We start from the raw sequence: 22816 nt of genomic DNA on the forward strand, positions 1-22816 counted from the left end.
CGACGATGATGGTGGTGATCTGGACCGCCGTGATCGTCCTGGTCGGCTTCGCCCTCCGCGAGTTCCTCGACACCGGACCCACCCCCACCCCCACCCCCACCCCCGCCCCCACCGCCTAGAGCACGGACGTCCCCGGGCCGGCCGGCCCGGGGACGTCTGACCGGGTCGGTCCGGGCGCGGGGTGGTCGGTCAGGACGTCAGCTGGTGGATGCTGCGGGCGACCAGGAACAGTCCGACGATCAGGACGACGACCACGATGGCCTGCTCCTGGTGGCTCTGGAGCCAGCGGCGGAGGCGGCCGAGACGTTCGCGGGCCGCGTCGGGGGCGAAGGTGGTGTAGAGCTCCATCGTCAGGAGGCTGCTGGTGGCGATCAGGCAGTAGACGAACAGGGCGACGAAGGAGGAGGTCTGGGACAGGTCGGCGTTGACGACCGTCGCGGCGCCTGCTGCCACCATTCCCCAGGGCTGGAGCAGCGGCCCGAGTCCGGCCGCGGTCCACATCGAGATGTGGTCGAGCTCCGCCGCCATCCCCCCGGAGGGCTTCCCCGCCGGCCCGTCCTTGCCCGCCTTCGGCGTTTCCGCGGCCTCCGGGGCTCGTAGGGCCTCCCCGGCGTCCCGTGCCTGCCCGGCCCCCCGTCCTTCCGGTGCTTCCGAGACGGGGCCGGCCCGCCCGTCGGTCCGGCGCCTGTGCCGCTGCCAGCCGTACACGACCAGACCGATGCCGATGGCGAGCTTGAGCGCGGAGGCCGCGGTGGAGGGCGGGGACTTGGGGGCGGGGGGTTCGCCGCCCGTGGTCAGCAGGACGAGGGCCAGGACGCCGACGAAGCAGGCGAGCCAGGCGAGGATGAACGCCAGGCCCTTCCAGACGCCCCGGTCGGTGGACAGGACCAGGACGAACGCGGCGACCGACAGGGGGAACACCGCGATCCCCAGTCCGATGATCACCAGGTCAAGGACCATCACGGCTCCCGGGCGCTCGCGCGGGCCCGGCACCCGGGCCGCTCTCGCTCATGCCCCCATCGTCACCGCCCCGCCACGACCCCACAAATCCCCGGCCCCACCCCCTGCCGCCGTGCCTCCCGCACCCGGCGGACGTCCCCGTGTGGCCTGCCGGGATCTTCACCCGTTGTCCGCGCATCGCGAGCCGGGTGGACGCGGGAGCGGCAGGCTGGCTGTATGGAGCCAGGGTCGGGGGCCGGTGGGGACCCCTCAGGTGGCCGGTCGCGTCGTGCCCGGAGGCCGGACGCCGCCGCCTCCTCGCAGCCGCCGCAGCAGCCGCGGCCCGCGTCGCGGTTCGTACGGTTGCGGGCGTGGGCGGTGCAGGTGCGGCCGCGGGCCGAGGCGCGTTTCCCGTTGATCACGCACTTCATGGAGCAGCTGGTCTCGGTGAACGTGCTGGACTCGGCGACCCGGCTGGCCGCCCAGACGTTCCTGACGGCGGTCCCGCTGCTGTTCGTGGTCGCCTCCGTCGCCCCGGACGAGCTGCGGGACCAGTTCGTCAGCTCCCTGGAGCACCTGTTCGGCCTCTCCGGCGCTGCCCAGAGCGAGCTGGACAAGGTCCTCCAACAGGCCAACGGCCCCTCGGACGAGGTGCGGCAGACCACCGGCGTGGTCAGTGGCCTGATGGTGTTGATCTCGGCGACGGCCTGCAGCCGGGCGATGCAGCGGTTGTGCGAGCGGGCGTGGAGCCTGCCGAAGGCGGGCGTGCGCGTGGCGGCGTGGCGGTGGGTCGCGTGGCTGGTGGCCTGGCTGGTGATGATCGGAATGCAGGGGAGCCTGCTGAGCGGGTTCGGCGCGGGCGAGACGCTGGGGGTGGTGCTGCTGTTCGGTGCGGAGGTCGCCCTGTGGTGGTGGACGCAGCACCTGCTGCTGACCGCGCGCGTGCCGTGGCTGCCGCTGTTGCCGGGTGCGCTGCTGACCGGGGCGGCCCTGAGCGTCCTGTCGGCCACCGCCTCGCTGTACGTGCCGCGGGTGCTCAACCACAGCCTGGACACCTACGGGTCGCTCGGGGCGGTCTTCACCCTGCTGTCGTGGCTGATCACCCTGTGCGCGGTGGTCACCCTGTGCGTGACCGCCGGCGCCGTGCTCGCCCGCGAACCCTGGGTCGCCCGCAGTCTGGGTACGCCCCCCAAGCCCCCGCCCCCGGTGCCCGGCCGCCCCCCGTCCCCGCCTCCCCCGCCGGACCACCCGCGGCCCGACGGATCCCCGTCGCCGTAGCGGGCAGCCACGGTCGTTGCGTGACGGAGGGTTCCGGCCTCCCGTGGGGAGTCGGAACCCTCCGTCGTTCCTTCCTGCCGGCCACTGCGGCGGCAGCAATGACAGCGGCGTCTCCGCCTGCCCGGTGCTTCAGACCTGCAAGGCCTCCCGGTCCCTGCTGGGGCCGACGCACAGGGCCCAGATGACGAATCCGTCGATGATGATCAGGAGGATGGCCCAGAACGGGTACCAGGGCAGCCAGGCGAAGTTGGCGAGCATGGACAGGCCGGCCAGTGCGATGCCCACCACCCGCGCCCACGCGGCCCCGCTGAACAGGGCGATGCCCGCCAGCACCACCACGATGCCCAGGATGAGGTGCAGCCAGCCCCAGCCGGTCAGGCTCCACTGGAAGGTGAAGTTCCGCGTCGAGACGAACACGTCGTCCTTGGCGATGGCGGCGATCCCCTCGAAGACGGCCATGATGCCGCTGAAGATCATCATGATCGCGGCGAACATGGTCCAGCCGGACACGGCCGACCACCCGTGCGCACCGCCGCCCGACATTCTCGCGCTCTGCGTCGTCATTTCGTGCTCCTTTTGACTGGGGCAAAACACGCACTCCCAGCCTGCCACGGTTCATCCCACCCGGCAGATTCACCGTGAAGGTGCACGTCAGGGATATTCCGAGATGCCGTCAGATCAGGCCGGTGCTCTAATGGACACAGCTTGGGTGGACCGACCGTGTTCACCATCGATTCCGGGTGAGAGGCGATCACCATGCCAGGTCTTCTTCGCGGAGTCGCCCGCACCGCCGTGGTCGCGGGCACGGCGACCGCGGTGTCCAACCGCGTCTCACGCCGTCAGGCCGGCCGCTGGGCCGCCCAGTCGGCCCCCCAGTCCTACGAGGAGCCCCAGGCCCCTCCGCCGCCCGCCGCCCCCGCGGCTGCCCCCGCGCCCGCGGAGGACAGCATGAGCGACAAGATCGACCAGCTCAAGAAGCTCGGCGACCTCAAGGCCCAAGGGATCCTCACCGACGCCGAGTTCGAAGAGCAGAAGCGCCGCCTCCTCGCCTGACCGGGCGGCCGAGCGGCACGACGAGAAACCCGTGTCGAGCCCGCGGTGCGCACGCGCCCGCCGGCTCGACCGCTACGGCGGGGGCCGGACCCGGCAGGGCGGCGCCCCGCACCCCCGTACCGGGGTGCGGGGCACTCCCGTACCGTCACCCTGCCGAGGGGCCCCGGGGCCGGACGCTCCGCAGGGTCGTGGACGTGCATCAGGGGAGGACCGGCAGGACCGACAGCACAGCACAGCACAGCAGGGCAGAGCAGAGCACAGCACAGCAGGGCAGAGCAGAGCACAGCACAGCAGGGCCGGGATCCGAGATCGTCCGCGACATGGGGAGCATGCGCGGCTGTGACGGCAACCGCTCGACCGGGTTTGCGGACCGGCGGTACCCATTCCGTGAGTAGACCCGCACAGCACCTTCCGGAAACGCCCCGCGAGCGTCGAAAAGGGGCCGGCCGCCAGGCCGGCCCCTTTTCGGCCGCTTCTCCCGCCCGGGGGAGGGGGTCAGCTCACTTGCCGAGCTTGGCCTTCAGCTCCGCCTTGACCTGCTCCTTGATGTCCTTCTTCGACACCGTGCCGCCGGTACCGGTCGCGTCCCCGCTCACGGAGGTCGCGTCGCCCGTGTTGACCGCGTCGGCGCTGGCGTCGCCGCCCGTGGCGTTGCCGGTGCTGATCGTGCACTTGCCCTTGCAGCTGTTGCCGCCGGTGTCGGCGCTCCCGCCGGTCGCGGTGCCGCCGACGGTGGTGTTCTCGGCGTTCGAGTCGCCACTCGTGCCGATGCCGTCCGCGCTGTCGGCGTGGGCCAGCGACACCACGCCCTGCGGAGCGGCGGCGGGAGCGGCCATCGCGGTCGCCGGGAGGGCGATACCGCCACCCACCAGGGCCACGGAAGCACCGGCCAGAACGATACGACGGGAAAGAAGGCGCTCGAACATCACAATTCTCCACTCGGCATGAGAAGGGGTTTCCGGTAACCACGGCCCCGTGAATTGGGGTGTGATTCCTGCCCCCGGTTACCGGGGCCTTTCCCCGGTGAGGGCGTGCTTCAAATAAACCCCGCCGCCGCACCGGGGTCACGCCACTTCAATACGGGACTTGACAGACCGGGCCGGAGCGAATCAGACGGGCCCGGGTCGGGCGAGCGGCCCCGCGATTCCGGTCCGTGGCCGCTTGCGGGCGGGTCGCACCGCGGAGGAATAAAATGACCGAAAAGGTCCATCCGGCGACCTTGAGGGCCCTCCAGGGTCCTCGGCTGGCCTGGGAGGTGGGGATGTCCGTACCCTCCGCTGCATCACCGCAGCGTCCGCAGAGCGACCCCGAGGACGTCCTGAGACAGGTCGGGGGTTCGTGGCACTGGGCACTGGGCTTCGCCCTCGCCACCCTGATCCCGGGCATCGTGGTGCTCGTCTGGCCCGACGAGACGCTCCACGTCCTCGCAGTGATCATCGGCCTGCAGCTCCTGGTCGCGGGCGGCTTCCGTTTCGTCGCGGCCTTCTCCCACAGCAGGGACGGGGGCGGCAGCAGACTGGCGGGCATCCTGGTCGCCCTGCTGGCCTTCCTGGCGGGCGTGCTCGTGCTGCGCCACCCGATGCAGACGATCGGCGCCCTGTCCCTGATCGTCGGGGTCTTCTGGCTGCTGACCGGAGTGATGACGGCGTACGTCGCGATCGCCGACCGCGCACTCGTCCACCGGGGCCTGCTCTTCGGCCTCGGTGCCCTCGGGGTCGTCGCCGGAATCGTCGTCCTCTGCTTCCCCGTGGACTCCGCGGTGGCCCTGACCCGGCTGCTGGGACTGTGGCTGGTCCTGCTCGGTGTGTTCGAGCTGGTGATGGCCCTGGCACTGCGCTCCGCCCTCCGCAGGAGCACACCCGCGCCACCGGCATGAGTGCGGCCCGTCCGTCCGAGCGGCAGTGGGCAAAAGACGTGGACGCCCCGCCCACCGCGTGGCAGGCTCCGCACATGATCTACGGAATCGAGTCCCACCCCACCCGGTGACCGCCCGGGACGAGCGCAGCGCGCTCACCACCCCGCCCACCCTCTACGCCCGGGCGCTCCGCCTGAGCAGCGAGTCCACCGACGCACTCCCGCCCCAGGGCGGCCACACCCTGCCACCCGCGTCGGCACCTGCATCGGCACCCGGGCCGACGCCCGCGACGAGCGGCGCGCGCATCCCGTGGGACGAGGCCCGGCGCGCCCTCGGGGAAGCGCTCACCCCGCTCCCGGCCGACCCCGCGACCCTCCTGAGGCGCTTCGCCCGCCTCGGGCTCCGGGACCGCCACCACCGTCTCGTCCGGTACGCCGTCGCCGACCTCCCGCTCCCGGCCGGGGAACGGGCGGCGGCCCGTACCCTGGCCCGACAGCTGACCCGGTCGGGCACCACCGTGCTCACCGTCACCGTCGGCCTCACGCTGCTCGAGCGCCTCGGCGGGCCCGAGGACGTCCCCCACGTGTTCGCGCTCGGGCTGCTCCGGCCCCTCACCGGTCCGGCGGTCGCGGCGCTCGACGTCCTCGACCGCCGGTCGGCAGCCGTGCTCTGGCTCGTGCTGCACGCCCGCCGCGAGGAGTTCGGCCCCTTCCTCCGTGCCCTGTGGGCGAAGGACCGGCAGGCCGTGTCCCGGGAGCTGCTCGCGTGCCCCACCACGCCCCGTTCCGTCGGCAGTGGGACGGCCCGCCGGATCGCGGACGCGGCCCCGCTGGCGGACCTGCTCGCCGACCGCCCCACGGACCCGGACCTGCTCGCCCGGGCGGCCCTGCTGCTCGTCCGCATGGGCTGCACGCGCTACGACGCCACCGAGCTCGCCTCCTACCCCGAGGCGACGTGGGTGTACGAGGCCGTCGTCACGCGGGCCGACCTGTTCCCGCCCACCCTCGAGAACGCCGCCCTGCTGCTGTCCCTCGCCCAGGACCTCAGCAGCGGTGGCCCGGTACTGCTGGACTGGCCGCCGGGACGCCGCGAGGCGCTGCTCGAGTGACTGGGACGCTCGGCCGCCGACCCTCGCTGGGCACGGGCGGGGGCCGGCGCGACCACGCCGGACCGGCGGCGGCGGGCCGAGTGGCTCCGGCGCACCGGACGACGGCCGTTCGACCTCGCCACCGGGCCCGGGCCACTGCGCATCGAGGTCGTGGCCGGCGACCCCGAGGACCGGTACCCGGTCGAGTGCCGCATCCTGATCGACGGCCGTCCCGTCGTGCCAGAGCACTTCCGCCTGGGAACCGCGCACGCTCCCGAAGACCTGCTGGACCGCGGCGGACTACGGGCCACCGCGGAGCCCCGCGAGGTGCAACTCGCGGAGGCCTCCTGCACGGAGGGCTGCTGCGGCGCGCTCCACGTCACCATCCGGCGGGACGGAGACCACGTGGTGTGGGAGAACTGGCGCAGGCCCCTCACGCTGCCGGGTTCCCGCGGCCGCGTGCCCGAGCTGCCCGCCCGCCGGTTCGACGCGGCCGCCTACGACGCCGAGGTCGCCCGCGCGGAGGCCGACCGCTCCTGGTCCTGGCCGGCCCGGACCACCGCCCGCCTCATCGCGGCGGGGCTGACCGAGCGGCCGGAGCTGCTGCGCCGGTGGGACGCGGACCCGGGCTGGGTGAGCACCGACTGGCAGGACCCGGACACCACCGTGGTGACCTTCCGCCACGTGCCCGGGCTGGGCTCCGGCGATCCGCAACGGGCCGACTGCCCGCTCCAGTTCCGGTGGGACATCCCGGACGACGGTGCGCCGCCGGAGGCGCAGGCCGCCGCAGCCCTGCGCCGCCTGGCCGAGGAGGACCCGAAGTCGTACGGGCGGGTGTGCGGCGGCAGCCGCGAGCGCGCCGCGGAACTCGGTTTCCCCTGGCCGCTCGACGGCTGACCGTTCCCGGTGTGCCGGGGCCGGCCGGAGTCCCCGCACGCCCGGTACCCGCACGCCCGGTACCCGACGCCCGTGCCCGGAGCGCCCCGACCCGGTCCGGGCAGCCCCCTGCGCCATGCTGGTGTGCCGGCCGGGACCCGAACCGGCCGGCACACCGGTCCGCATGCCGGTGGCAGGTCCGGGCAGGCGGTGACGACCGGTCTCCGGACGGAACCCGGCGCACGGCACACGGGCGCAACGGCGCGCGGAACACGGCACACGGCACTCGGCACACGGAACGAGAGAACGATGGGCGGTTGCATGCGAAGCGTGGGCTTGGAGGAAGAGCTGCTGCTGGCGGACGCGGAAACGGGTGAGCCGCTGGCGGTGTCGAGCACGGTGCTGGCGGCGGCCGACCGGGCCGGGGCCGTGGACGGGGGCACCGGCGCGGAGGAGGGCCACGCGTTCGAATCCGAGCTCCAGGAGGAGCAGCTCGAGTTCGCCACGAAGCCGGTGACGCAGATGGGCGAGCTGATGGAGGAGGTCGTCCGGTGGCGGGCCGAGGCCGCGCGACACGCGGCGACGGCGGGGGCGGTCGTGGCGGCGCTCGGCACCTCGCCGCTCGCCGTCCGGCCCTCCAGGTCACCGGGACACCGCTACGAGTGGGTGTCGCGGCAGTTCGGGATGACGGCGCAGGAACAGCTCACCGGCGGCTGCCACGTCCACGTGTCGGTCGCCTCGGACGAGGAGGGGGTCGCCGTCCTGGACCGGATCCGGCCCTGGCTGGCCGTGCTGACCGCGCTGAGCGCGAACTCGCCCTTCTGGCAGGGCGAGGACACCCGCTACGCCAGCTACCGCAGCCGGGTGTGGAACAGGCTGCCCGCGGCCGGGCCGGTGGACGTGTTCGGCTCCGCCGACCGCTACCACGCGGAGGTGCGGGCGATGGTGGAGTCGGGGGTGCTGCGCGACCGGGGGATGATCTGGTTCGACGCCCGGCTGTCCGCCACCTACCCCACGGTGGAGATCAGGGCGGCGGACGTGTGCCTCGACGCGTCGTCCTCGGTCCTCCTGGCCGCTCTCGTACGGGGACTGGTGGAGACCGCGGCCGGTGAGTGGCGGGCCGGCCGGCCGCCGTCCCGCGTCAGCACCGGGCTGCTCCGGCTCGCGTCGTGGCAGGCGGGCCGGTCGGGTCTGGACGGTCCGCTGCTGCATCCCGACACGTTCCGGAGCACCGAGCCCGAGGGTGCCGTGGACGCGCTCTACCGCCACGTCGGCCAGGCACTGGCGGACTGCGGCGACGAGGAGTTCGCGCGCGCCGGGATCGCCCGCCTGCTGGAGGACGGCAACGGGGCCCGGGTCCAGCGCTCGATCCTGCGCGCGGAGGGGGACCTCGCCGCGGTCGTACGCCAGTGCGCCCGCAGGACCGTCGACGACGGTCTCCGCGGGGCGCCCTGAACCGGCACGGGGACGGGACCCGCCCGCCCTGCGGGCCCGGCCGTGCGAAACGTGGGCCTACAGGGCCTCGGACTCCGTCACGTCGCAGTCCGTGAAGGCGGGCGGCCGCGTGGAGAGCGCCGCGAGCCGTGCGGCGAGCTCGGCCGTCTCCGGCGCGTCGCTGTTGGCCATGGCCTCCTCGTACGAGTCGAACTCCACCACGGCCAGGTAGCGGTTCGGATTGGCGCGGTCGCGCAGCAGCGTGCGGTGCGTGGGGCCGAGCGTACGGCCCGACGCCCGGGCCTTCTCCTCGTACTGGCGGATGAGTTCGCGCATCTCGTCGGCGCGTTCGGTCTCGAAGTCGATGATCTGCGCGAACTTCACGTGGTCCTCCCGGTCCGCGGCGCCCCCGCGGGCCGGGGGCTCTCGTCCCCGTCCAAGCAAGCACCGGTCGACGGGTACGGCAACTCCGCGCGCGGCGGACCGGTGCGCGCGCCGGGGTGGATGCACCGAGCGCCCCCCTCGCGGCGGAGCGCCCGGGAACCCCCGACCGGCTGCGGAGGGAGGAACACGGCCGAATCAATGACTTGGCATGTCCAAGTCAATCCGGCAGGGTGTCGGTCCGTCCGCACACCGGTCACCGTCCGCTTGGAGCGCCATGAGATCCGCATTCCCGCCGAGGCCGCGGTCCCTGTTCACCGGCTGTCTGGCAGCCGCCGTGGCCGTGCTCGTCGCCGCCGGCGCCGGCACGGCCGCCCCGCTGCCGGCCCCGGCCTCCGCAGCCGGCACCGTCCTGCCCTCCACGGCCGCCGAACCCGCCGCGGGAACCGCAGCCGCCACTGCGGCGGCACCGGTCGACCTGGCGAACTGGATGGGGCAGCGGGCCGCCCAGCTGCACGACCGACCCCTCAACGCCATCGCGATGCCCGGCAGCCACGACTCCGGCAGCTGGAGCATCCGCCCCGGCAGCGGCCTGTGCACCTCCGGGGACGCCTACGACGTGGCCCGGGCCTACCCCGCCGTGGCCGCGAGCATGGCGCGCACCCAGAGCGGAAGCCTGGTCGACCAGCTCGACGGCGGCGCCCGCGTGCTGGACCTGCGCCTGTGCAAACAGGACGGCCGCTGGTACACGTACCACGGCTCGCCCCTGGGCAACCTGTTCTTCGACGCCGACGGGCGCCCGGGCGAGGTGGCCGCCCTGGCCGACTGGATCCGCCGCCATCCCGCGGAACTCGTGGTCCTGCGCCTTTCGGTCACGGCGCCGGCCGCGGAGCTGGCCGCCGCCCGCGGTGCCGCGGCGGACCTCCTCATGGACGCGGTCGGCCGGGACCGGATCGCCCCGCGGTCCGCGTACGACCCGCAGAGCCCGCTCGGGGCGTTCGTCGACGCCGGGCGCCACGTCGTCGTCATGGGCGACGGGCGGGAGGACCAACGCGGCCTGCTGTGGCCGGCGTCCGACTCCACCGACCGCGGCAGCTACGCCTACGCCTCGCTGTCCTGGTACGACTACCTGGGCGCACTGTTCGACAGTGCGGGGGCCGCGGAACGCACCTACGCCTCGGCCGTCACCCTCGACGACCTCGCCCTCAACTGGCCCCAGTCCGCACGCCCGACCGGGTTGTTCTCGCTCAGCGGCCTCGTCACGCCCGACCTCACCGTCCCGGGCGCCGTCCTCGCGCAGTGGGGCGCGGCGATCGGGGCCGTGCCCCGCGAGGTGGCCGACGCCTACATGCTGAACCTCGCCCACGGCTTCAACGCGCGGTTTCTCACGCTGCTGACCGGCCCGTGGCAGCTGCACCCGGCGGTGGACCAGTTCAACGTGGTGATGACGGACGACGTGAACCAGAACGGCGCGGGCGTGCCCGCCGGCGCCCTGCAGCGGGCGGTGATCGCCCTCAACGACGTCGCCCGGCAGGACGCCTGCGGTGACCCCGAGGGCACGCCGGCGCGGCCGGGGCGCACCGTTCGCTACCAGGCGCACCTGCGGGACGTCGGCTGGCAGGCCGTCACCGGGGCGGACGGCGCCGGGGTCGGCACGGTGGGCCAGAGCAGGCCGGTGGAGGCGCTGCGCCTCTCGGCCACGGGGACCGGCGGCCTGTGGGTCCGCGCCCACGTCCAGAACGTCGGCTGGCAGCCGTGGGTCAGGATCCCGGACGGCGGCACCGCGGAGGTGGGCACCACCGGCCGGGCCCTGCGCCTGGAGGCGCTGGAGGTGCGGACCGACCGCGGGACGCTGACCGGCCGGGCGCACGTCCAGGGCCTCGGCTGGCAGCCCAGGACCCGCGGCCAGGAGATCCACCTGGGCACCACGGGCCGCAGCCTGGCCGTCGAGGCCCTGGCGCTGGCCGCCTGCGACTGACTCCTGCACCCGGACGGGGCGTGCACCCGCCGGGCCTGCACCTGGCCGGGCCGACGCCCGGCCAGGTGTCCCCGCCCCGTGCGGACCGGCCCGCTCCGCCACCGGGGCTCGCCCGTTCGGCGGACGTACGCCGGGACGCGGGGCGTGACCGCCCGGAAGGGATAGGGATGTCCCGGCATCCGCCCCGTCGTCCCTGGGAGACTCCGATGACCCGCATCAACCGACGCGACCTCGCGCTGCTGGCCCTCCGCGCCGGAACCGGGGCCGTACTCATGGCGCACGGCACGCAGAAGCTGTTCGGCTGGTTCGGGGGCGGCGGTCTGGACCAGACCGCGGTCGCCATGGAGCACATGGGCTTCACGCCGGGCCGGCACAGCGCCCTGGCCGCAGGGCTCGGCGAGACCGGCGGCGGGGCCCTGCTCGTGCTGGGTCTGGCCACGCCGGCCGCGGGCGCCGCGGCGGCCGGGGCGATGGCGGGTGCGGTCTCCGTACACGCCCCGGCGGGCTTCTTCGCCCAGGCCGGCGGCTTCGAGTACCCGGCGTTCCTCGGGTTCACCGCCGCCACCATCGGCCTGGCCGGCGCGGGCCGCTACTCCCTCGACCACGCCACCGGCCACACCTTCGACCAGCGGTGGATGCTCGCCCTGGCCTTCGCCGCGAGCGCCGTCGCGGCAGCCGTGGTCGTCACCAAGCGGGCCGTGGGCCAGCAGGACTCCGACGCGGCGACCGACTGACGACACCCGGGCCGGCGGCGGCTGCGAGGAGGACGGCGGCGTCGAGCAGCGCGCGGTCGTCGCGGCTCCAGACGGCGAGCAGGTGGTCGAAGGACTCGGCGGGGGCCGCCCACGTGGATCCGGCAGGCCATCACCGGCAGGGCGGCGACGTACGGTCAGGGGATGCGACATAGATCACTCGGCATTTCAGGGCGGATTCTGTCGGCCGATGCTGTCCGCGCCCGCCGAACTCGCCGGCATCCTCGACGCGGCCGTCTCCTGACCGCGCTGGCCGAGAGGCACACGATGCTTGACCACGAAAGCGTCCGCCAGCTGCGCGCCTGTGCGCAGGCCCTTGCCTGCGGGGCACGGGAGGCCTCTGCCGAGGCGGTCGTCCGACGAGTCTTCGCCGTCCAGGCCCAAGACGCCACGGCTGCCGACCTGGGCATCCGGGCACGCGGGCTGAACATCACCGCCGGGGCCATCCGCGCGGCGTACCAGGACGAGCGGAGCATCGTCCGCAACTGGTACATGCGCGGCACCCTGCACACCATCCCCAGCGACGACGCCCGTTGGGTCCTGCACCTGCTCGCCCCTCGGATCCTTGCCACAACCAGCCGCCGCTACCAGCAGCTGGTCCTGGGCGAGGGTCTGCGCCAGCGCGCCGACCATCTCATCCGGCGGGTTCTCGCCGCGCACGGACCACTCACCCGGCCCGAGCTGACCGAGCACCTCGCCACCCTCGGTATTCCGCCGGACGGGCAGGCGCCCTTCCACCTGATCCGCCACGCGGCACTCACCGGCACCCTCTGCCACGGCCCACAGCGCGCCGGTGAGGCCACGTATGTACTGCTCGACGACTGGCTGCCCACCACCGGGCGCTTCCGGTGGGAGGGAGACGCTGCTCTCGCCGAGCTGGCCCGCCGCTACCTGGCCGCGCACGCCCCCGCCACCTTGGAGGACTTCGGCGCCTGGTCCGGGCTGCCGGTCACCTGGGCTCGCAGGGCTTGGAAACTGCTGGCGGAACGGGGCGCGATCACCGAGTACGGCGCGTTGACCATGCTCGCCGGGCGGGTGAAAGAACTCCCAGCCTCGTCTGACACCCCCGACGTTCGCATGCTGCCCGCCTACGACAATTACCTGATCGGCTACTGCACCCGCGAGGTGTCCGTCCCCGCTCTCCACCAGGCCCGCGTCTGGCCAGGAGGCGGCCTCATCCGGCCCACCGTCATCGCCAACGGCCTGGCCATCGCCACCTGGACCCGTGGCTCCGGCTCGCGCTCCATCCAGGTGGATGCGTTCGAACCTGTCCCGCCCCAGATCGAGCAGGGTATCGACGTGGAGAAGGAGGCCGTCGTCGGCTTTCTGCGGCCAACCGCATAGCCGACCCACATCCCGATCCAAGAACAGGGCGGCCGCGTAGGCGAGAACGTTGGGCCAGGCGGCCTGGCCGAGGGTGACGCACGCCACAGCGGCCGTCCGGTGGGCGGCGGCAACCCGGGGCCCCGCGGCGGCAACTGAGGAGCAGACAGACCGGCCCCCACCGGAAGGACACCCGTGCCCCTCGCTCCCCATCGCCGCCCCCGGGCCCGCCGCCGCACCGCACTCGCGGCCACCGCCGTGATCGGCGCGGCCGGCCTCGCCGCCGCCCCGCTCGTCGTACGGGCGGACGCCATCCCCGCCACTCCCGCCGCCGGCACCGCGGCGGCCCTCCCGCTCGGCCGTGCGGTGCTGCCCGCCGGGGACGGATGGGCGTCGAGCGGCTCCGGCACGACGGGCGGGCACGCCGCCGACGCCGCGCACGTGTTCACCGTCGGCACCCGCGCCGAACTGGTGCGGGCCCTGGGAGCGGGACCCGCCGGCGCACCGCGCGTCATCCAGGTACGGGGCCGGATAGCCGCCGACACCGACGCCGCCGGGCACGCCCTGACCTGCGCCGACCACGCCAAGGGCACCGGATACTCCCTCGCCGCCTACCTCAAGGCGTACGACCCGGCCGTCTGGGGCCGCCGCGAACTGCCGTCCGGTGCGCAGGAGTCCGCCCGGAAGTCGGCGGCGGCCAGGCAGGCCGAACGGGTCCTGCTCGACGTCCCCTCGAACACCACCCTCGTCGGAGTCCCCGGCACCGACGCCGGCATCGAGGGCGGCAGCCTGACGGTCAAGAAGGCGGACAACGTCATCGTCCGCAACCTCACCCTCGCCGACACCCGCGACTGCTTCCCGCAGTGGGACCCCACCGACGGCGCGCAGGGCAACTGGAACTCCGCCTACGACGCGCTCACGCTGCGCGGCGCGACCCATGTGTGGGCCGACCACAACACGTTCACCGACGGCCCCCACTTCGACGCGGCCAACCCCCGGTACTTCGGCCGCGAGTACCAGGTGCACGACGGCGCGCTCGACATCACCAACGCCTCCGACCTGGTCACCGTCTCCTACGACCGGTTCCTCGACCACGACAAGACGATGCTGATCGGCAGCAGCGACCGCGACACGAAGCTGCGCGTCACCCTCCACCACAACGTCTTCCAGGGGATCGTGCAGCGCGCCCCGCTGGCCCGCGTCGGACAGGTCCACCTGTACAACAACCACTTCGACACGACGCCGCGGCACGGCTACGCGCACGGCTACAGCGTGAACGTCCGGGCCGGCGCACAGGTGGTGTCCCAGTACGACCACTGGACCCTGTCCCCGGACCGGAAGGTGTCCGACCTGCTGTCGGGCGACGGCACCGGCGCCTTCGACGGCACCGGCACCCTGGTCGACGGCCGGGCGACCGACCTGGTCGCCGCGTACAACCGGGCGCACGCGAAGGGGATCCGGCCGCGGGCGGACTGGCAGCCCCGGCTCACGACCGGCCTGGAGACGTCCGCCGCCCACCTGCCCGAGTCCCTCGCCCGCCGCGCCGGCGCGGGCGTCCTGACGGCGCGCGGCACCGTCGGCGCCCCGGCCGCCGCCCGGACAGGCGCGCAACGGCAGCCGCGGTGACGGGTATGCTCACCGCCTCCCCGTCCGGCGCGGGGCCCGCCCCCGGCACGGGCGCACCACACACCACGGGCGCCCCGCCCGTGACGAGGGCCACCGCCACCACGGTCACCCGGCGCGCCACGGGCACCCCACACGGAGACGCCGCCTTGCTCCTCGACGACGCTTCCGCGGAGTTCCACGACTTCTTCGAGCGCCACCACGCGGAACTGGCCCGCCTCGCCCACATGCTCACGGGCGAGGCGGACGCCGCCGACGACCTGGCCGCCGACGCCCTCGTCGCCCTCTGGCACCGTTGGGACCGGGTCAGGGAGGCCGCGCACCCGGTCGCGTACGCCCGCGGGGTCGTCGCGAACATGGCACGCGCGAGGATCCGCGCCCTCACCAGGGAACGACGGCGCGTCACCCTGTTCTGGGCCCGCGTCCCCGAGCGCGTCGAGGACACCGACGTCGCCGCCGTGATGGACGTACGCCGGGCCCTGGACCGGCTGCCGTTCCGCAAACGCGCCTGCGTCGTGCTCCGCCACGCCCTGGACCTGTCGGAGAAGGACACCGCCCTCGCCCTCGGCGTGTCCGTGGGCACGGTGAAGAGCCAGACCTCCAAGGGAACGGCCGAACTGCAACGCCTGCTCGGGGCCCGCGCCACCGAGGAACTGACGGGGAGGCGGATCTGATGGAGGACCTGCAGGCCCGACTGCGCGACGCGGCCCGGGCCCACCACCCCGACCGCGCCCGCATGCGGGCGCGCGTGGAGCGGGGCGTGCGCGACGCCGTCCCGCGGGGCGCCGCCGGGCGCCGCCACCACCCGGTGTCCTGGCCCCGCATCGGCCTCGCCGCCCTCGCCACGGCCACGGCCCTCGTGATCGGCGGCGTCGCGGCGCACACCCTCGTCCACGAGAACGGGACCGCGCACGGGGTGGCCGCCCGGAAGGTGGCCACCGGTCCGGCCGTGCCGCGACCGGGCCGACCCACCCCGGCCACCCCCCGGGCCGGCATCCCCGGCCCCACGCCCTCCAGCGGCCCCCTGCGGTCGCGCGGCGCCGTGGACCCCCACAGCAACGCCTACTGGGCCCAGAGCGACATCACCCTCACGACCGGCGCCCCCCTGACGGCCCTCACGCTGGAGGTCCGCATCGACCAGACCGGCGGCGTCGCCTCCACGGGCGCCTGGCGGACCCTGCCCGAGGCGGACTTCACGCTGGTCACACAGCGGCGGCCGGACGCGGTCGTCTACCGCTGGACGCTCAAGCCGGGCAGGACCGTCCCCGCGGGCGAGCACGTCTTCGCCGTCCAGTACGACCACGCCCGGGGCACCCGCCGGACGGCGGCGGACGGCTACACGGCCACCGCGCGGACGACGGACGGCACCGGACACACGGTCTCCGGCGCGTTCTGACGGCCGCGCCCCCGTGACGGACCCGAGGTCACGGGGGCGCGCCCGTGCCGCGGGACGAACCGGGCGCGACCCGTCAGCGACGCCCGCGGGCGTTGAGCCGGGCGGCCTGGCGGGTCAGGTGGTCACGCTCGGCCACGTTCGTCGCCGCCCGGGCCGCCTCGGCGTACAGCCGCGCCGCGGTCACCGCATCGCCGTCGCGCTCGTGGAGGTACGCCGCCACCGCGGCGTGGCGGGGCAGCCCGTCGTCCAGCTCCGCGAGCGCGGCCAGGCCGGCGCGCGGCCCGTCGGCCTCGCCGACGGCCACCGCCCGGTTGAGCCTCACGACCGGGCTGTCGGTCAGGCGCGTGAGCTCGTCGTACCACTCGACGATCTGCACCCAGTCGGTCTCCTCGGCGGTGCGCGCGTCCGCGTGGAGCGCCGCGATGGCCGCCTGCGCCTGGAACTCGCCCAGCCGGTCGCGGGCGAGGGCGGCCTGGAGGATCCCGACGCCCTCCGCGATCGACGCCGTGTCCCACCGGTCGCGGTCCTGCTCCGCGAGGGGTACGAGGCTCCCGTCGGGCGCCGTCCGGGCGGCGCGCCGCGCGTGGTGGAGCAGCATCAGCGCCAGCAGCCCGGCCACCTCGGGGTGGTCGATCGCGGCCGCGAGCTGCCGGGTGAGTCGGATCGCCTCGGCGGCGAGGTCGACGTCGCCGGAGTAGCCCTCGTTGAAGACCAGGTAGAGGACCCGCAGCACGGTGGCCACGTCACCGGGCCGGTCGAACCGGACGGCGGAGACGGTGCGCTTGGCCCGGCTGATGCGCTGCGCCATCGTCGCCTCGGGCACCAGGTAGGCCCGGGCGATCTGCCGGGTCGTCAGGCCGCCGACGGCGCGCAGCGTGAGCGCGACCGCGGACGACGGCGTCAGCGCGGGATGGGCGCAGAGGAAGTAGAGCCGGAGCGTGTCGTCGGCCGTGGCGGCGGGACCGGCGGCCGGCTCCGCGTCGACGAGGTCCTCGCGCCGGCGGCGCGCGGTGTCCGCGCGGGTCGCGTCGAGGAACTTGCGCCAGGCCACGGTGACCAGCCAGCCCTTCGGATCGCGCGGCGGCCCGTCCGGCCAGACGCGGACCGCCTCGACCAACGCGTCCTGCACGGCGTCCTCGGCCGCCGCGAAGTCTGCTCCGCGGCGGACGAGGACGCCGAGCACGCTCGGCGTGAGACTCCTGAGCACGGCCTCGTCCATGGGGTCCATGCGTTCCAGGCGTTCCATGCGCTCCATGGGTTCCATGGGTTCCGTGGGTGGGGTCACTCGGTGATGGTGGGCGGCGCGGCCAGGAAGGGGCGCACCTCCAGCCACTCGTGGATCGGCCTCCCGCCCGCCCCGGGGGCGGCCGACAGCTCCCCGGCCAGCTCCACGGCGCGCTCGTAGCCGTCGACGTCGATCACCATCCAGCCGGCGATCAGGTCCTTGGTCTCGGCGAACGGGCCGTCGGTGACCGGCGGGCGCCCTTCACCGTCGTAGCGGACCCACGAACCGGTGGGAGCGAGCGCCTGGCCGTCGACGAACTCGCCGGTCTTCTCGAGCCGGGCGGCGAAGTCGTTCATGTACTGCAGGTGGGCCGAGATCTCCTCCGGCGTCCACCGGTCCATCGGCACGTCGTTGACCGGAGCCGGCGCGCCGCGGTAGTGCTTGAGCAGCAGGTACTTGGCCATGGTGGTTCTCCTCGCTGGTGCGACCCGTGGTGGTCGCGTTCGGAGCGGGGACGGAGCCGGTCACCGGTTCTCGACATCGCCGTCCGGAAACCCTTTGGTCCTTCCGGGTGAGCCTAGGCGAGCGGACCCGCCGTGTCCGACTGATCACCCAGGCGGACGGCGAGGGCGGCGATGTCGTCGTCGAGGCGTCCTCTGCTGTGACGCAGGAGGTCGCGGTGGAGGGCCGTGAGCAGTTCACGGGGCGGTGTCGGGGGCTGTCGACGCATCCAGGCCGCCAACGGGAAGAACTCGCCGTCGCGGGCGCGGGTCTCGGCGATCCCGTCGGTGTACAGGAGCAGCAGGTCGCCGGGGGAGAGGTCGAAGGTGTCGACGGTGTAGTCGTCCCCGATCAGCTCGGCGAGGCTGAGCAGGGGCGAGGGGGCCGCGGTCTCGAGGACGCGCAGTCGCCCGCGGTGCAGGAGCAGTGGCGGTGGGTGTCCGCAGTTGAGGATGTCGATGCGGTTGCCGCCGTGCGGGATGTCGACGAGGAGCGCGGTGGCGAAGCGCTCCATGGGTCCGTCCGGGGGAAAGGCGGCGTTGTAGCGGGTGCTGCTGGCGTCCAGCCGGCGGGCGATGTCGACCATGTCGAGTTCGCCGTAGGCCGCCTCGCGGAACGCGTTGACGATCGCCGCGGCCGCCCCCACGGCCGGCAGCCCCTTGCCCCGCACGTCCCCGATGAGCAGCCGCACCCCGTACGGCGTGTCGACCACCTCGTAGAAGTCGCCGCCGATGCGGGCCTCGGCCGCGGCCGCGAGGTACAGCGACTCGATCTCGACGTTCCCGATGCGGCGCGGCATGGGGCTCAGCACGACCTGCTGCGCCGCGTCGGCCACGAGCCGGACCTGGAAGAGGGTGCGCTCCCGCTGGAGCCGGACGTGGCTGCCGTACGCGGCCGCCACGGTGACCGCGATGATGCCGGCGGCCGTCCACCACGTGCCCAGATCGGGGAAGACGAGGCTGAGGCCGATCATCAGGAGGAGGCAGACCGTACCGAGCAGGATGGTGGGGAGGATCGGCCACATGGCGCCGGCCAGGGCCGGCGCCGCGGGCAGGAGGCGACTGAAGGCCATTTCCGGCGGTGTGTTGTACGCCAGGCTGGCGATGACGACGGTCAGGATGACCGGCGACAGCCGCACAAGTCTTCCCGGACCGGGGCGCCGACGGAGCCGCGGCCGTCCGGACTCGATCACACCTCACAGAATATCTATGCCGGGAGAGCGCGGCGCTCTGACCGCCGCCAGGGGGCTGCGCGACGACGGTCCGTCGACGGGTGGCGCCCGAGCGGAGCCGACCGTGTCACCGCCGTCCGCGAATCGAATCCATGCGCGATGAACATCCGTGAGGGGCGCGGGTGCGTAGGGCGGTCGTTTCCCGCCTTCCTCCGGCTCCCCGCAGTCGTGACCTGCTACGAGACGCTCGCCAAGATCCCCACGCGGGACACCGTCCTAAGATCCACCCCATGCGTGAGTTCTTCGTAGTGGGTGGGCGCAAGCTGTCGTACCTGGACTTCGGTGGTCCGGGGGAGCCGCTCGTGGCCCTGCACGGGCACTACAACGAGGCGTCGGCGTTCGCCCCGCTCGCGGCGGCGCTGGCGCCGCGGTGGCGGGTGATCGCGCTCGACCAGCGCGGTCACGGGGAGTCCGAGCCCGCGGCGAGTTACGGGCGGGACGACTACGTGGCCGACGTCCTCGCCTTCCACCGGCATCTGGGGCTCGGCCCGGTGGTCGTGCTGGGGCACTCGCTGGGCGGCCTGAACGCCTACCAGTTCGCCTCCCGGCACCCGGACGCGGTCAGTGGGCTGATCGTGGAGGACATCGGGGCGGTCGTCGACTGCGACTGGTCGTTCACCACGCGCCTTCCCCGTCCCGCGCCGTCCCGGGAGGCGCTGGTCGAGGCCCTGGGCGCGGCCGCGCCCTACCTGGAATGCTCGTTCCGGCAGCAGGGCCGGGGCTGGGGGTTCTCGTTCGGCATCGACGACACCGTGACGTCCCAGAAGGCGCTGAGTGGCGACCACTGGGCCGACTGGACGGCGGTGTCCTGCCCCACCCTGCTGGTCCGTGGGACGCGGAGCGACGAGCTGGCGGCCGATCACGCCCGCGACATGATCACCCGCCGCGGCGGGCGGGCCCGCCTGGTGGAGCTGGACGCCGGTCACGTCGTGCACCACGACGCCCCGGAGCGGTTCGCCGCCGCCGTCACCGACTTCCTGACGGAGCCCGGCCGAGCCGCGGATCGGCGGGGCTGATCAGCCGGCGCCGAGACCGCCCCGGGGCTACCGGCCGCCGGGGCGGGCGTCCGCCGTCACCGTCCCTGTTGGCACGGCGCCATGCGAAGTGGATCATGGAGGGATGTCTGATCACCTGTCACACGCGTCGCCCGGCACGATACGCCTCACTCACTACACGACGGCGGACCAGAGCGAGATCCTCGGCGGCGGGGCCGATCCGTTCGGCGTCGCGCACACCGGTCTGACCTGGCTTCCGAAGGACGAGCACTTCGGCATCCGGCTCGGTGGCCGCCTCGTGGCGCACGCGGGCCTGCTCCGACTGCCGGTGTCGATCGGCGAGGTCGCCACCGAGACGGTGGGCGTGGGCGGCGTGGCCGTCGCGCCCGACCTCCGGGGCCGGGGCCTCGCCCGACTGGTCATCGGTGCGGCCCTGGACCATGCCCGGACCCTGGGACCCGAGCACGGGATCCTGTTCTGCCGAGCGCCCCTCGTGCCGCTCTACGAGCGGCTCGGCTGGCACGCGCTGGACCAGGACGTCCGTGTCGAACAGCCGGGAGGCCCCGTACCCATGCCGCTCCGAACCATGTGGACGCCGCTGCACAAGGGCGTGAACCGGCCGACCGGAACCCTGCGGGTGCACTCCTTCCCGATGTGACGGCGCAACGAGCCGACGCACCTCGATGCGCCGGCCGGGATCCGGCGACGTTCGTACGCGGGGACCCGCGCCCCGCCATGCTGGATCCTCCGGCTCAGCACTCCACAGGGGGAGAGGATCATGGCCGAGAACATGACGCGGCGAGCGGCGGCCCCGGTTGCCGCGCTGATCGCGTGGGGCGCGCTGCTGGGGGTGGCGCCGGGCGGTGCCGTCGCGGCGACCCGGGCGCCGGACACCGCCTACATGGCGTGGCGGGGGACCGGCAACGACCCGAACATCTACTGGTCGCGCCTGGTGAACGGGCGGTGGACGCAGCAGCAGGGGTTCCCGGCGACCACCGCCAGGGAGCCCGACCTCGCGTACCTCGACGGCCGGGCGTACATGGCGTGGCGCGGCTACGGAGCGGACAACCACATCTGGTGGTCGAGGTACGACGGGCAGCACTGGACCAGGCCGCGGCAACTGGCCGACCGCCGCAGCACCTACGCGCCGGCGCTCGGGGTGGTGGGCGGCAAGCTGGTGATGGCCTGGCGCGGGGCCCAGCCGGACGACCACATCTGGTGGTCCACCTTCAACGGCACCTCCTGGTCCGCCCAGCGGGTGTTGGACGACCGTCGTGCGGTGGGCGCGCCGGCACTCGGGTCGGCCAACGGCAAGCTGGTCATGGCCTGGCGAGGCACGGGGACGGACGACCACATCTGGTGGTCGACCTTCAACGGCTCCTCGTGGTCCGGTCAGCGGGTGCTGGCGGACCGTCGGACCGGCGCCTGGCCCACCCTGGGCGCCCACGGGCGGACCCTGGTGATGGCCTGGCGCGGTACGGGGGCGGACGACCACATCTGGTGGTCGACGTTCAACGGCACCTCCTGGTCCGGCCAGCGGGTGCTGGACGACCGGCGGACCGCCAACTACCCGGCACTGGGAAGGGGCGCCGGCCGGCTGTACATGGCCTGGCGGGGGGCCGGCCCCGACGACCACATCTGGTGGTCCTCGTTCAACGGGTCCACCTGGTCGGGACAGCGCGCGCTCCTGGACCGGCGCACCAGCGGATCGCCCGGGATGAGTTGACGGGACGGGCCGGGACGAGGCCGGTGCGCGATCTCGGAACTGTGGCTTCCACCATGGTCAACACGGTGCCGCGCTGATTAGATCACCGGATGCTCGGTCTCATCCTCCGCATCCTGCCGTTCTGGATCCGTGAACCCCTGCTCATCGTGTTGGGTTCGGTCCTCGGCGCGCGCCTCGTGTACGTCGACCTCCCCGCTCACGACTGGCTCGGGGTCGGTCTCGGCCTGCTGTTCCTGGCGTTCACCGCGGTACGGATCAACTGGGTGGTCCGGGCCCTGCGAGCACGCCGGAACCCGGCCCCGGCGACCCCGGCTCCGGCTCCGGGGACCCCGGTCGCGGCGACGCCGGCCGAGGCCGCCGGACCGGCCCGGGCCGCGGCCGTACCGCGTCCCGGCCCGGCCGCTCCGGTGAAGGAGCCCAACGCCTGGGGCCAGGCCTTCGCGGCCGTGGCCCTGATCGGAGGCCTCGCGGCCGCGGCGTGGGTGGGGCCGCGCTTCCTGCCGTCCGACGAGATCACGCCGCCGCCGCCCGCCTCGTGCGAGGACGGGGAAACGAAGGAGCCGCCGACGGCCTTCCCGAAGCCGCCCCGTACGCCCCGCGCGGTCACCGGCGACGAGCTGTGCCGAGCGCTCGACCTGCCCGGCCTGGCCCGGCTCCTCGGAACCCCGGGAGAGACCGCGACCACGGTGTCGAGCTCGAACGGCACCGCGCCCCTGACGGGCGGGAAGATCGCCCAGCCGGAGGTCGAGGTCGCGTTCGACACCTACTCGGTGAACGTCTCCGCCACGTACAACGACCTGTCGATAGGCCAGTACGTGAAGCTGATGAAGTTCGGGAACGAGATCGACGTCAAGACGCGCTCGGTCATGGGCCGGCCCGCGGTCCTCTCCTCGGACCACACCATGAAGATCAGCATCAATCTGGGCGGTGCCGGCGGCTCCGGCGGCCCGGTCGAACAGGGCCCCCTGGCCCGGACGCTCTCCGTGGCGCTCGACCGCAAGGACCGGGGCGGCTACTGCGAGATCACCGTGTGGAGCAAGACCGGAGTCCTGCCGGACGACGGCGTCCTCCTCGCCATCGCCGACAAGGTCCTTCCCGTCATCCCCGAACGAACGGGCCGCTGAGGACACCGACGGCACCCGCGCGGACACCACTCCGGGCCG

Annotated in this window: 23 protein-coding genes; 16 read left to right on the forward strand and 7 right to left on the reverse strand. The window is 73.9% G+C overall.

Annotated elements, in window-relative coordinates; all coding sequences use genetic code 11:
- Positions 1-189 precede the first annotated feature (189 nt).
- Entirely contained in the window at positions 190-960 is a 771-nt protein-coding gene (locus ACIQCH_RS00005; protein WP_402576170.1) for a GAP family protein, read from the reverse strand.
- Positions 961-1353: 393 nt separating this feature from the next.
- On the opposite strand from ACIQCH_RS00005, the gene ACIQCH_RS00010 reads away from it, so the two are divergent.
- Positions 1354-2217, forward strand: a complete 864-nt coding sequence (locus tag ACIQCH_RS00010; protein WP_402576172.1) for a YhjD/YihY/BrkB family envelope integrity protein — start codon at positions 1354-1356, stop codon at positions 2215-2217.
- A gap of 129 nt (positions 2218-2346) precedes the next feature.
- Here the strand turns inward: ACIQCH_RS00010 and ACIQCH_RS00015 are convergent, their stop codons facing one another.
- Complete coding sequence (locus ACIQCH_RS00015; protein WP_402576174.1) at positions 2347-2781, reverse strand: hypothetical protein; 435 nt, start codon at positions 2779-2781, stop codon at positions 2347-2349.
- A 192-nt stretch (positions 2782-2973) separates the two neighbouring features.
- On the opposite strand from ACIQCH_RS00015, the gene ACIQCH_RS00020 reads away from it, so the two are divergent.
- Entirely contained in the window at positions 2974-3270 is a 297-nt protein-coding gene (locus tag ACIQCH_RS00020) for an SHOCT domain-containing protein (protein ID WP_402576176.1), read from the forward strand.
- 500 nt (positions 3271-3770) lie between these two features.
- On the opposite strand, the gene ACIQCH_RS00025 is transcribed toward ACIQCH_RS00020, so the two are convergent.
- Positions 3771-4196, reverse strand: a complete 426-nt coding sequence (locus ACIQCH_RS00025) for a hypothetical protein (RefSeq protein WP_402576178.1) — start codon at positions 4194-4196, stop codon at positions 3771-3773.
- Positions 4197-4531: 335 nt separating this feature from the next.
- Here ACIQCH_RS00025 and ACIQCH_RS00030 point away from each other — a divergent pair, with 335 nt between their 5' ends.
- The 4 genes from ACIQCH_RS00030 (at position 4532) to ACIQCH_RS00045 (ending at position 8543) form a co-directional block, all read left to right on the forward strand.
- Positions 4532-5146 (forward strand): HdeD family acid-resistance protein, encoded by a 615-nt coding sequence (locus tag ACIQCH_RS00030; RefSeq protein WP_402576180.1) that lies wholly within the window; start codon positions 4532-4534, stop codon positions 5144-5146.
- 106 nt (positions 5147-5252) lie between these two features.
- Positions 5253-6233, forward strand: a complete 981-nt coding sequence (locus tag ACIQCH_RS00035) for a hypothetical protein (RefSeq protein WP_402576182.1) — start codon at positions 5253-5255, stop codon at positions 6231-6233.
- A gap of 150 nt (positions 6234-6383) precedes the next feature.
- Positions 6384-7109: a hypothetical protein gene (locus tag ACIQCH_RS00040; RefSeq protein ID WP_402576184.1), complete on the forward strand. Its 726-nt coding sequence runs from the start codon at positions 6384-6386 to the stop codon at positions 7107-7109.
- Between the two features lie 300 nt (positions 7110-7409).
- On the forward strand, positions 7410-8543 hold the full coding sequence (locus tag ACIQCH_RS00045) for a glutamate--cysteine ligase (protein ID WP_402576185.1): 1134 nt from the start codon (positions 7410-7412) through the stop codon (positions 8541-8543).
- Positions 8544-8600: 57 nt separating this feature from the next.
- Here the strand turns inward: ACIQCH_RS00045 and ACIQCH_RS00050 are convergent, their stop codons facing one another.
- On the reverse strand, positions 8601-8906 hold the full coding sequence (locus ACIQCH_RS00050) for a hypothetical protein (protein ID WP_402576187.1): 306 nt from the start codon (positions 8904-8906) through the stop codon (positions 8601-8603).
- 274 nt (positions 8907-9180) lie between these two features.
- On the opposite strand from ACIQCH_RS00050, the gene ACIQCH_RS00055 reads away from it, so the two are divergent.
- The 6 genes from ACIQCH_RS00055 to ACIQCH_RS00080 all read left to right on the forward strand — a co-directional run bounded on the left by ACIQCH_RS00055 (position 9181) and on the right by ACIQCH_RS00080 (position 15975).
- Positions 9181-10881, forward strand: a complete 1701-nt coding sequence (locus ACIQCH_RS00055; RefSeq protein WP_402576189.1) for a hypothetical protein — start codon at positions 9181-9183, stop codon at positions 10879-10881.
- Positions 10882-11087: 206 nt separating this feature from the next.
- Positions 11088-11615 (forward strand): DoxX family protein, encoded by a 528-nt coding sequence (locus tag ACIQCH_RS00060; protein WP_402576191.1) that lies wholly within the window; start codon positions 11088-11090, stop codon positions 11613-11615.
- Positions 11616-11900: 285 nt separating this feature from the next.
- Positions 11901-12977 carry a winged helix DNA-binding domain-containing protein gene (locus ACIQCH_RS00065; protein ID WP_402576193.1) on the forward strand — a complete coding sequence of 359 codons (1077 nt, stop codon included), beginning with the start codon at positions 11901-11903 and terminating at the stop codon, positions 12975-12977.
- A gap of 174 nt (positions 12978-13151) precedes the next feature.
- Positions 13152-14582 carry a polysaccharide lyase family 1 protein gene (locus tag ACIQCH_RS00070; RefSeq protein ID WP_402576195.1) on the forward strand — a complete coding sequence of 477 codons (1431 nt, stop codon included), beginning with the start codon at positions 13152-13154 and terminating at the stop codon, positions 14580-14582.
- Positions 14583-14728: 146 nt separating this feature from the next.
- Positions 14729-15253 (forward strand): SigE family RNA polymerase sigma factor, encoded by a 525-nt coding sequence (locus ACIQCH_RS00075; protein WP_402576197.1) that lies wholly within the window; start codon positions 14729-14731, stop codon positions 15251-15253.
- The gene (locus tag ACIQCH_RS00080; protein WP_402576199.1) at positions 15253-15975 is read left to right on the forward strand and encodes a hypothetical protein; all 723 of its coding nucleotides are present in this window, start codon (positions 15253-15255) and stop codon (positions 15973-15975) included. Before ACIQCH_RS00075 ends, ACIQCH_RS00080 begins: the two co-directional genes overlap by 1 nt.
- 73 nt (positions 15976-16048) lie before the next feature.
- On the opposite strand, the gene ACIQCH_RS00085 is transcribed toward ACIQCH_RS00080, so the two are convergent.
- From ACIQCH_RS00085 to ACIQCH_RS00095, 3 genes are all read right to left on the reverse strand, one after another.
- Positions 16049-17194 carry an RNA polymerase sigma factor gene (locus ACIQCH_RS00085; RefSeq protein ID WP_402576877.1) on the reverse strand — a complete coding sequence of 382 codons (1146 nt, stop codon included), beginning with the start codon at positions 17192-17194 and terminating at the stop codon, positions 16049-16051.
- Between the two features lie 62 nt (positions 17195-17256).
- A complete protein-coding gene (locus tag ACIQCH_RS00090; protein ID WP_402576201.1) occupies positions 17257-17664 on the reverse strand; it encodes a YciI family protein in 408 nt (135 codons plus the stop codon).
- 113 nt (positions 17665-17777) lie between these two features.
- Complete coding sequence (locus ACIQCH_RS00095; RefSeq protein WP_402576203.1) at positions 17778-18893, reverse strand: PP2C family protein-serine/threonine phosphatase; 1116 nt, start codon at positions 18891-18893, stop codon at positions 17778-17780.
- 269 nt (positions 18894-19162) lie between these two features.
- Between ACIQCH_RS00095 and ACIQCH_RS00100 the strand changes: the two genes are divergently transcribed.
- From ACIQCH_RS00100 to ACIQCH_RS00115, 4 genes are all read left to right on the forward strand, one after another.
- Positions 19163-19948, forward strand: coding sequence for an alpha/beta fold hydrolase (locus ACIQCH_RS00100; protein ID WP_402576205.1), 786 nt, complete (start codon positions 19163-19165; stop codon positions 19946-19948).
- Between the two features lie 103 nt (positions 19949-20051).
- The gene (locus tag ACIQCH_RS00105; RefSeq protein ID WP_402576207.1) at positions 20052-20585 is read left to right on the forward strand and encodes a GNAT family N-acetyltransferase; all 534 of its coding nucleotides are present in this window, start codon (positions 20052-20054) and stop codon (positions 20583-20585) included.
- A 120-nt stretch (positions 20586-20705) separates the two neighbouring features.
- The gene (locus tag ACIQCH_RS00110; RefSeq protein WP_402576209.1) at positions 20706-21653 is read left to right on the forward strand and encodes a hypothetical protein; all 948 of its coding nucleotides are present in this window, start codon (positions 20706-20708) and stop codon (positions 21651-21653) included.
- An 89-nt stretch (positions 21654-21742) separates the two neighbouring features.
- Positions 21743-22777, forward strand: a complete 1035-nt coding sequence (locus ACIQCH_RS00115) for a DUF6215 domain-containing protein (protein ID WP_402576211.1) — start codon at positions 21743-21745, stop codon at positions 22775-22777.
- Positions 22778-22816 lie beyond the last annotated feature (39 nt).

This window comes from Streptomyces sp. NPDC093225 (assembly GCF_044753805.1).
Taxonomy (GTDB): domain Bacteria; phylum Actinomycetota; class Actinomycetes; order Streptomycetales; family Streptomycetaceae; genus Streptomyces.

Excerpts from the sequence above, each read along its gene's own strand:
- ACIQCH_RS00005 (WP_402576170.1), bottom strand. The coding sequence starts at position 960 with ATGGTCCTTGACCTGGTGATCATCGGACTGGGGATCGCGGTGTTCCCC.
- ACIQCH_RS00015 (WP_402576174.1), bottom strand. The coding sequence starts at position 2,781 with ATGACGACGCAGAGCGCGAGAATGTCGGGCGGCGGTGCGCACGGGTGG.
- ACIQCH_RS00020 (WP_402576176.1), top strand. The coding sequence starts at position 2,974 with ATGCCAGGTCTTCTTCGCGGAGTCGCCCGCACCGCCGTGGTCGCGGGC.
- ACIQCH_RS00025 (WP_402576178.1), bottom strand. The coding sequence starts at position 4,196 with ATGTTCGAGCGCCTTCTTTCCCGTCGTATCGTTCTGGCCGGTGCTTCC.
- ACIQCH_RS00030 (WP_402576180.1), top strand. The coding sequence starts at position 4,532 with ATGTCCGTACCCTCCGCTGCATCACCGCAGCGTCCGCAGAGCGACCCC.
- ACIQCH_RS00045 (WP_402576185.1), top strand. The coding sequence starts at position 7,410 with ATGCGAAGCGTGGGCTTGGAGGAAGAGCTGCTGCTGGCGGACGCGGAA.
- ACIQCH_RS00055 (WP_402576189.1), top strand. The coding sequence starts at position 9,181 with ATGAGATCCGCATTCCCGCCGAGGCCGCGGTCCCTGTTCACCGGCTGT.
- ACIQCH_RS00060 (WP_402576191.1), top strand. The coding sequence starts at position 11,088 with ATGACCCGCATCAACCGACGCGACCTCGCGCTGCTGGCCCTCCGCGCC.
- ACIQCH_RS00065 (WP_402576193.1), top strand. The coding sequence starts at position 11,901 with ATGCTTGACCACGAAAGCGTCCGCCAGCTGCGCGCCTGTGCGCAGGCC.
- ACIQCH_RS00080 (WP_402576199.1), top strand. The coding sequence starts at position 15,253 with ATGGAGGACCTGCAGGCCCGACTGCGCGACGCGGCCCGGGCCCACCAC.
- ACIQCH_RS00085 (WP_402576877.1), bottom strand. The coding sequence starts at position 17,194 with ATGGACGAGGCCGTGCTCAGGAGTCTCACGCCGAGCGTGCTCGGCGTC.
- ACIQCH_RS00090 (WP_402576201.1), bottom strand. The coding sequence starts at position 17,664 with ATGGCCAAGTACCTGCTGCTCAAGCACTACCGCGGCGCGCCGGCTCCG.
- ACIQCH_RS00100 (WP_402576205.1), top strand. The coding sequence starts at position 19,163 with ATGCGTGAGTTCTTCGTAGTGGGTGGGCGCAAGCTGTCGTACCTGGAC.
- ACIQCH_RS00105 (WP_402576207.1), top strand. The coding sequence starts at position 20,052 with ATGTCTGATCACCTGTCACACGCGTCGCCCGGCACGATACGCCTCACT.
- ACIQCH_RS00110 (WP_402576209.1), top strand. The coding sequence starts at position 20,706 with ATGGCCGAGAACATGACGCGGCGAGCGGCGGCCCCGGTTGCCGCGCTG.
- ACIQCH_RS00115 (WP_402576211.1), top strand. The coding sequence starts at position 21,743 with ATGCTCGGTCTCATCCTCCGCATCCTGCCGTTCTGGATCCGTGAACCC.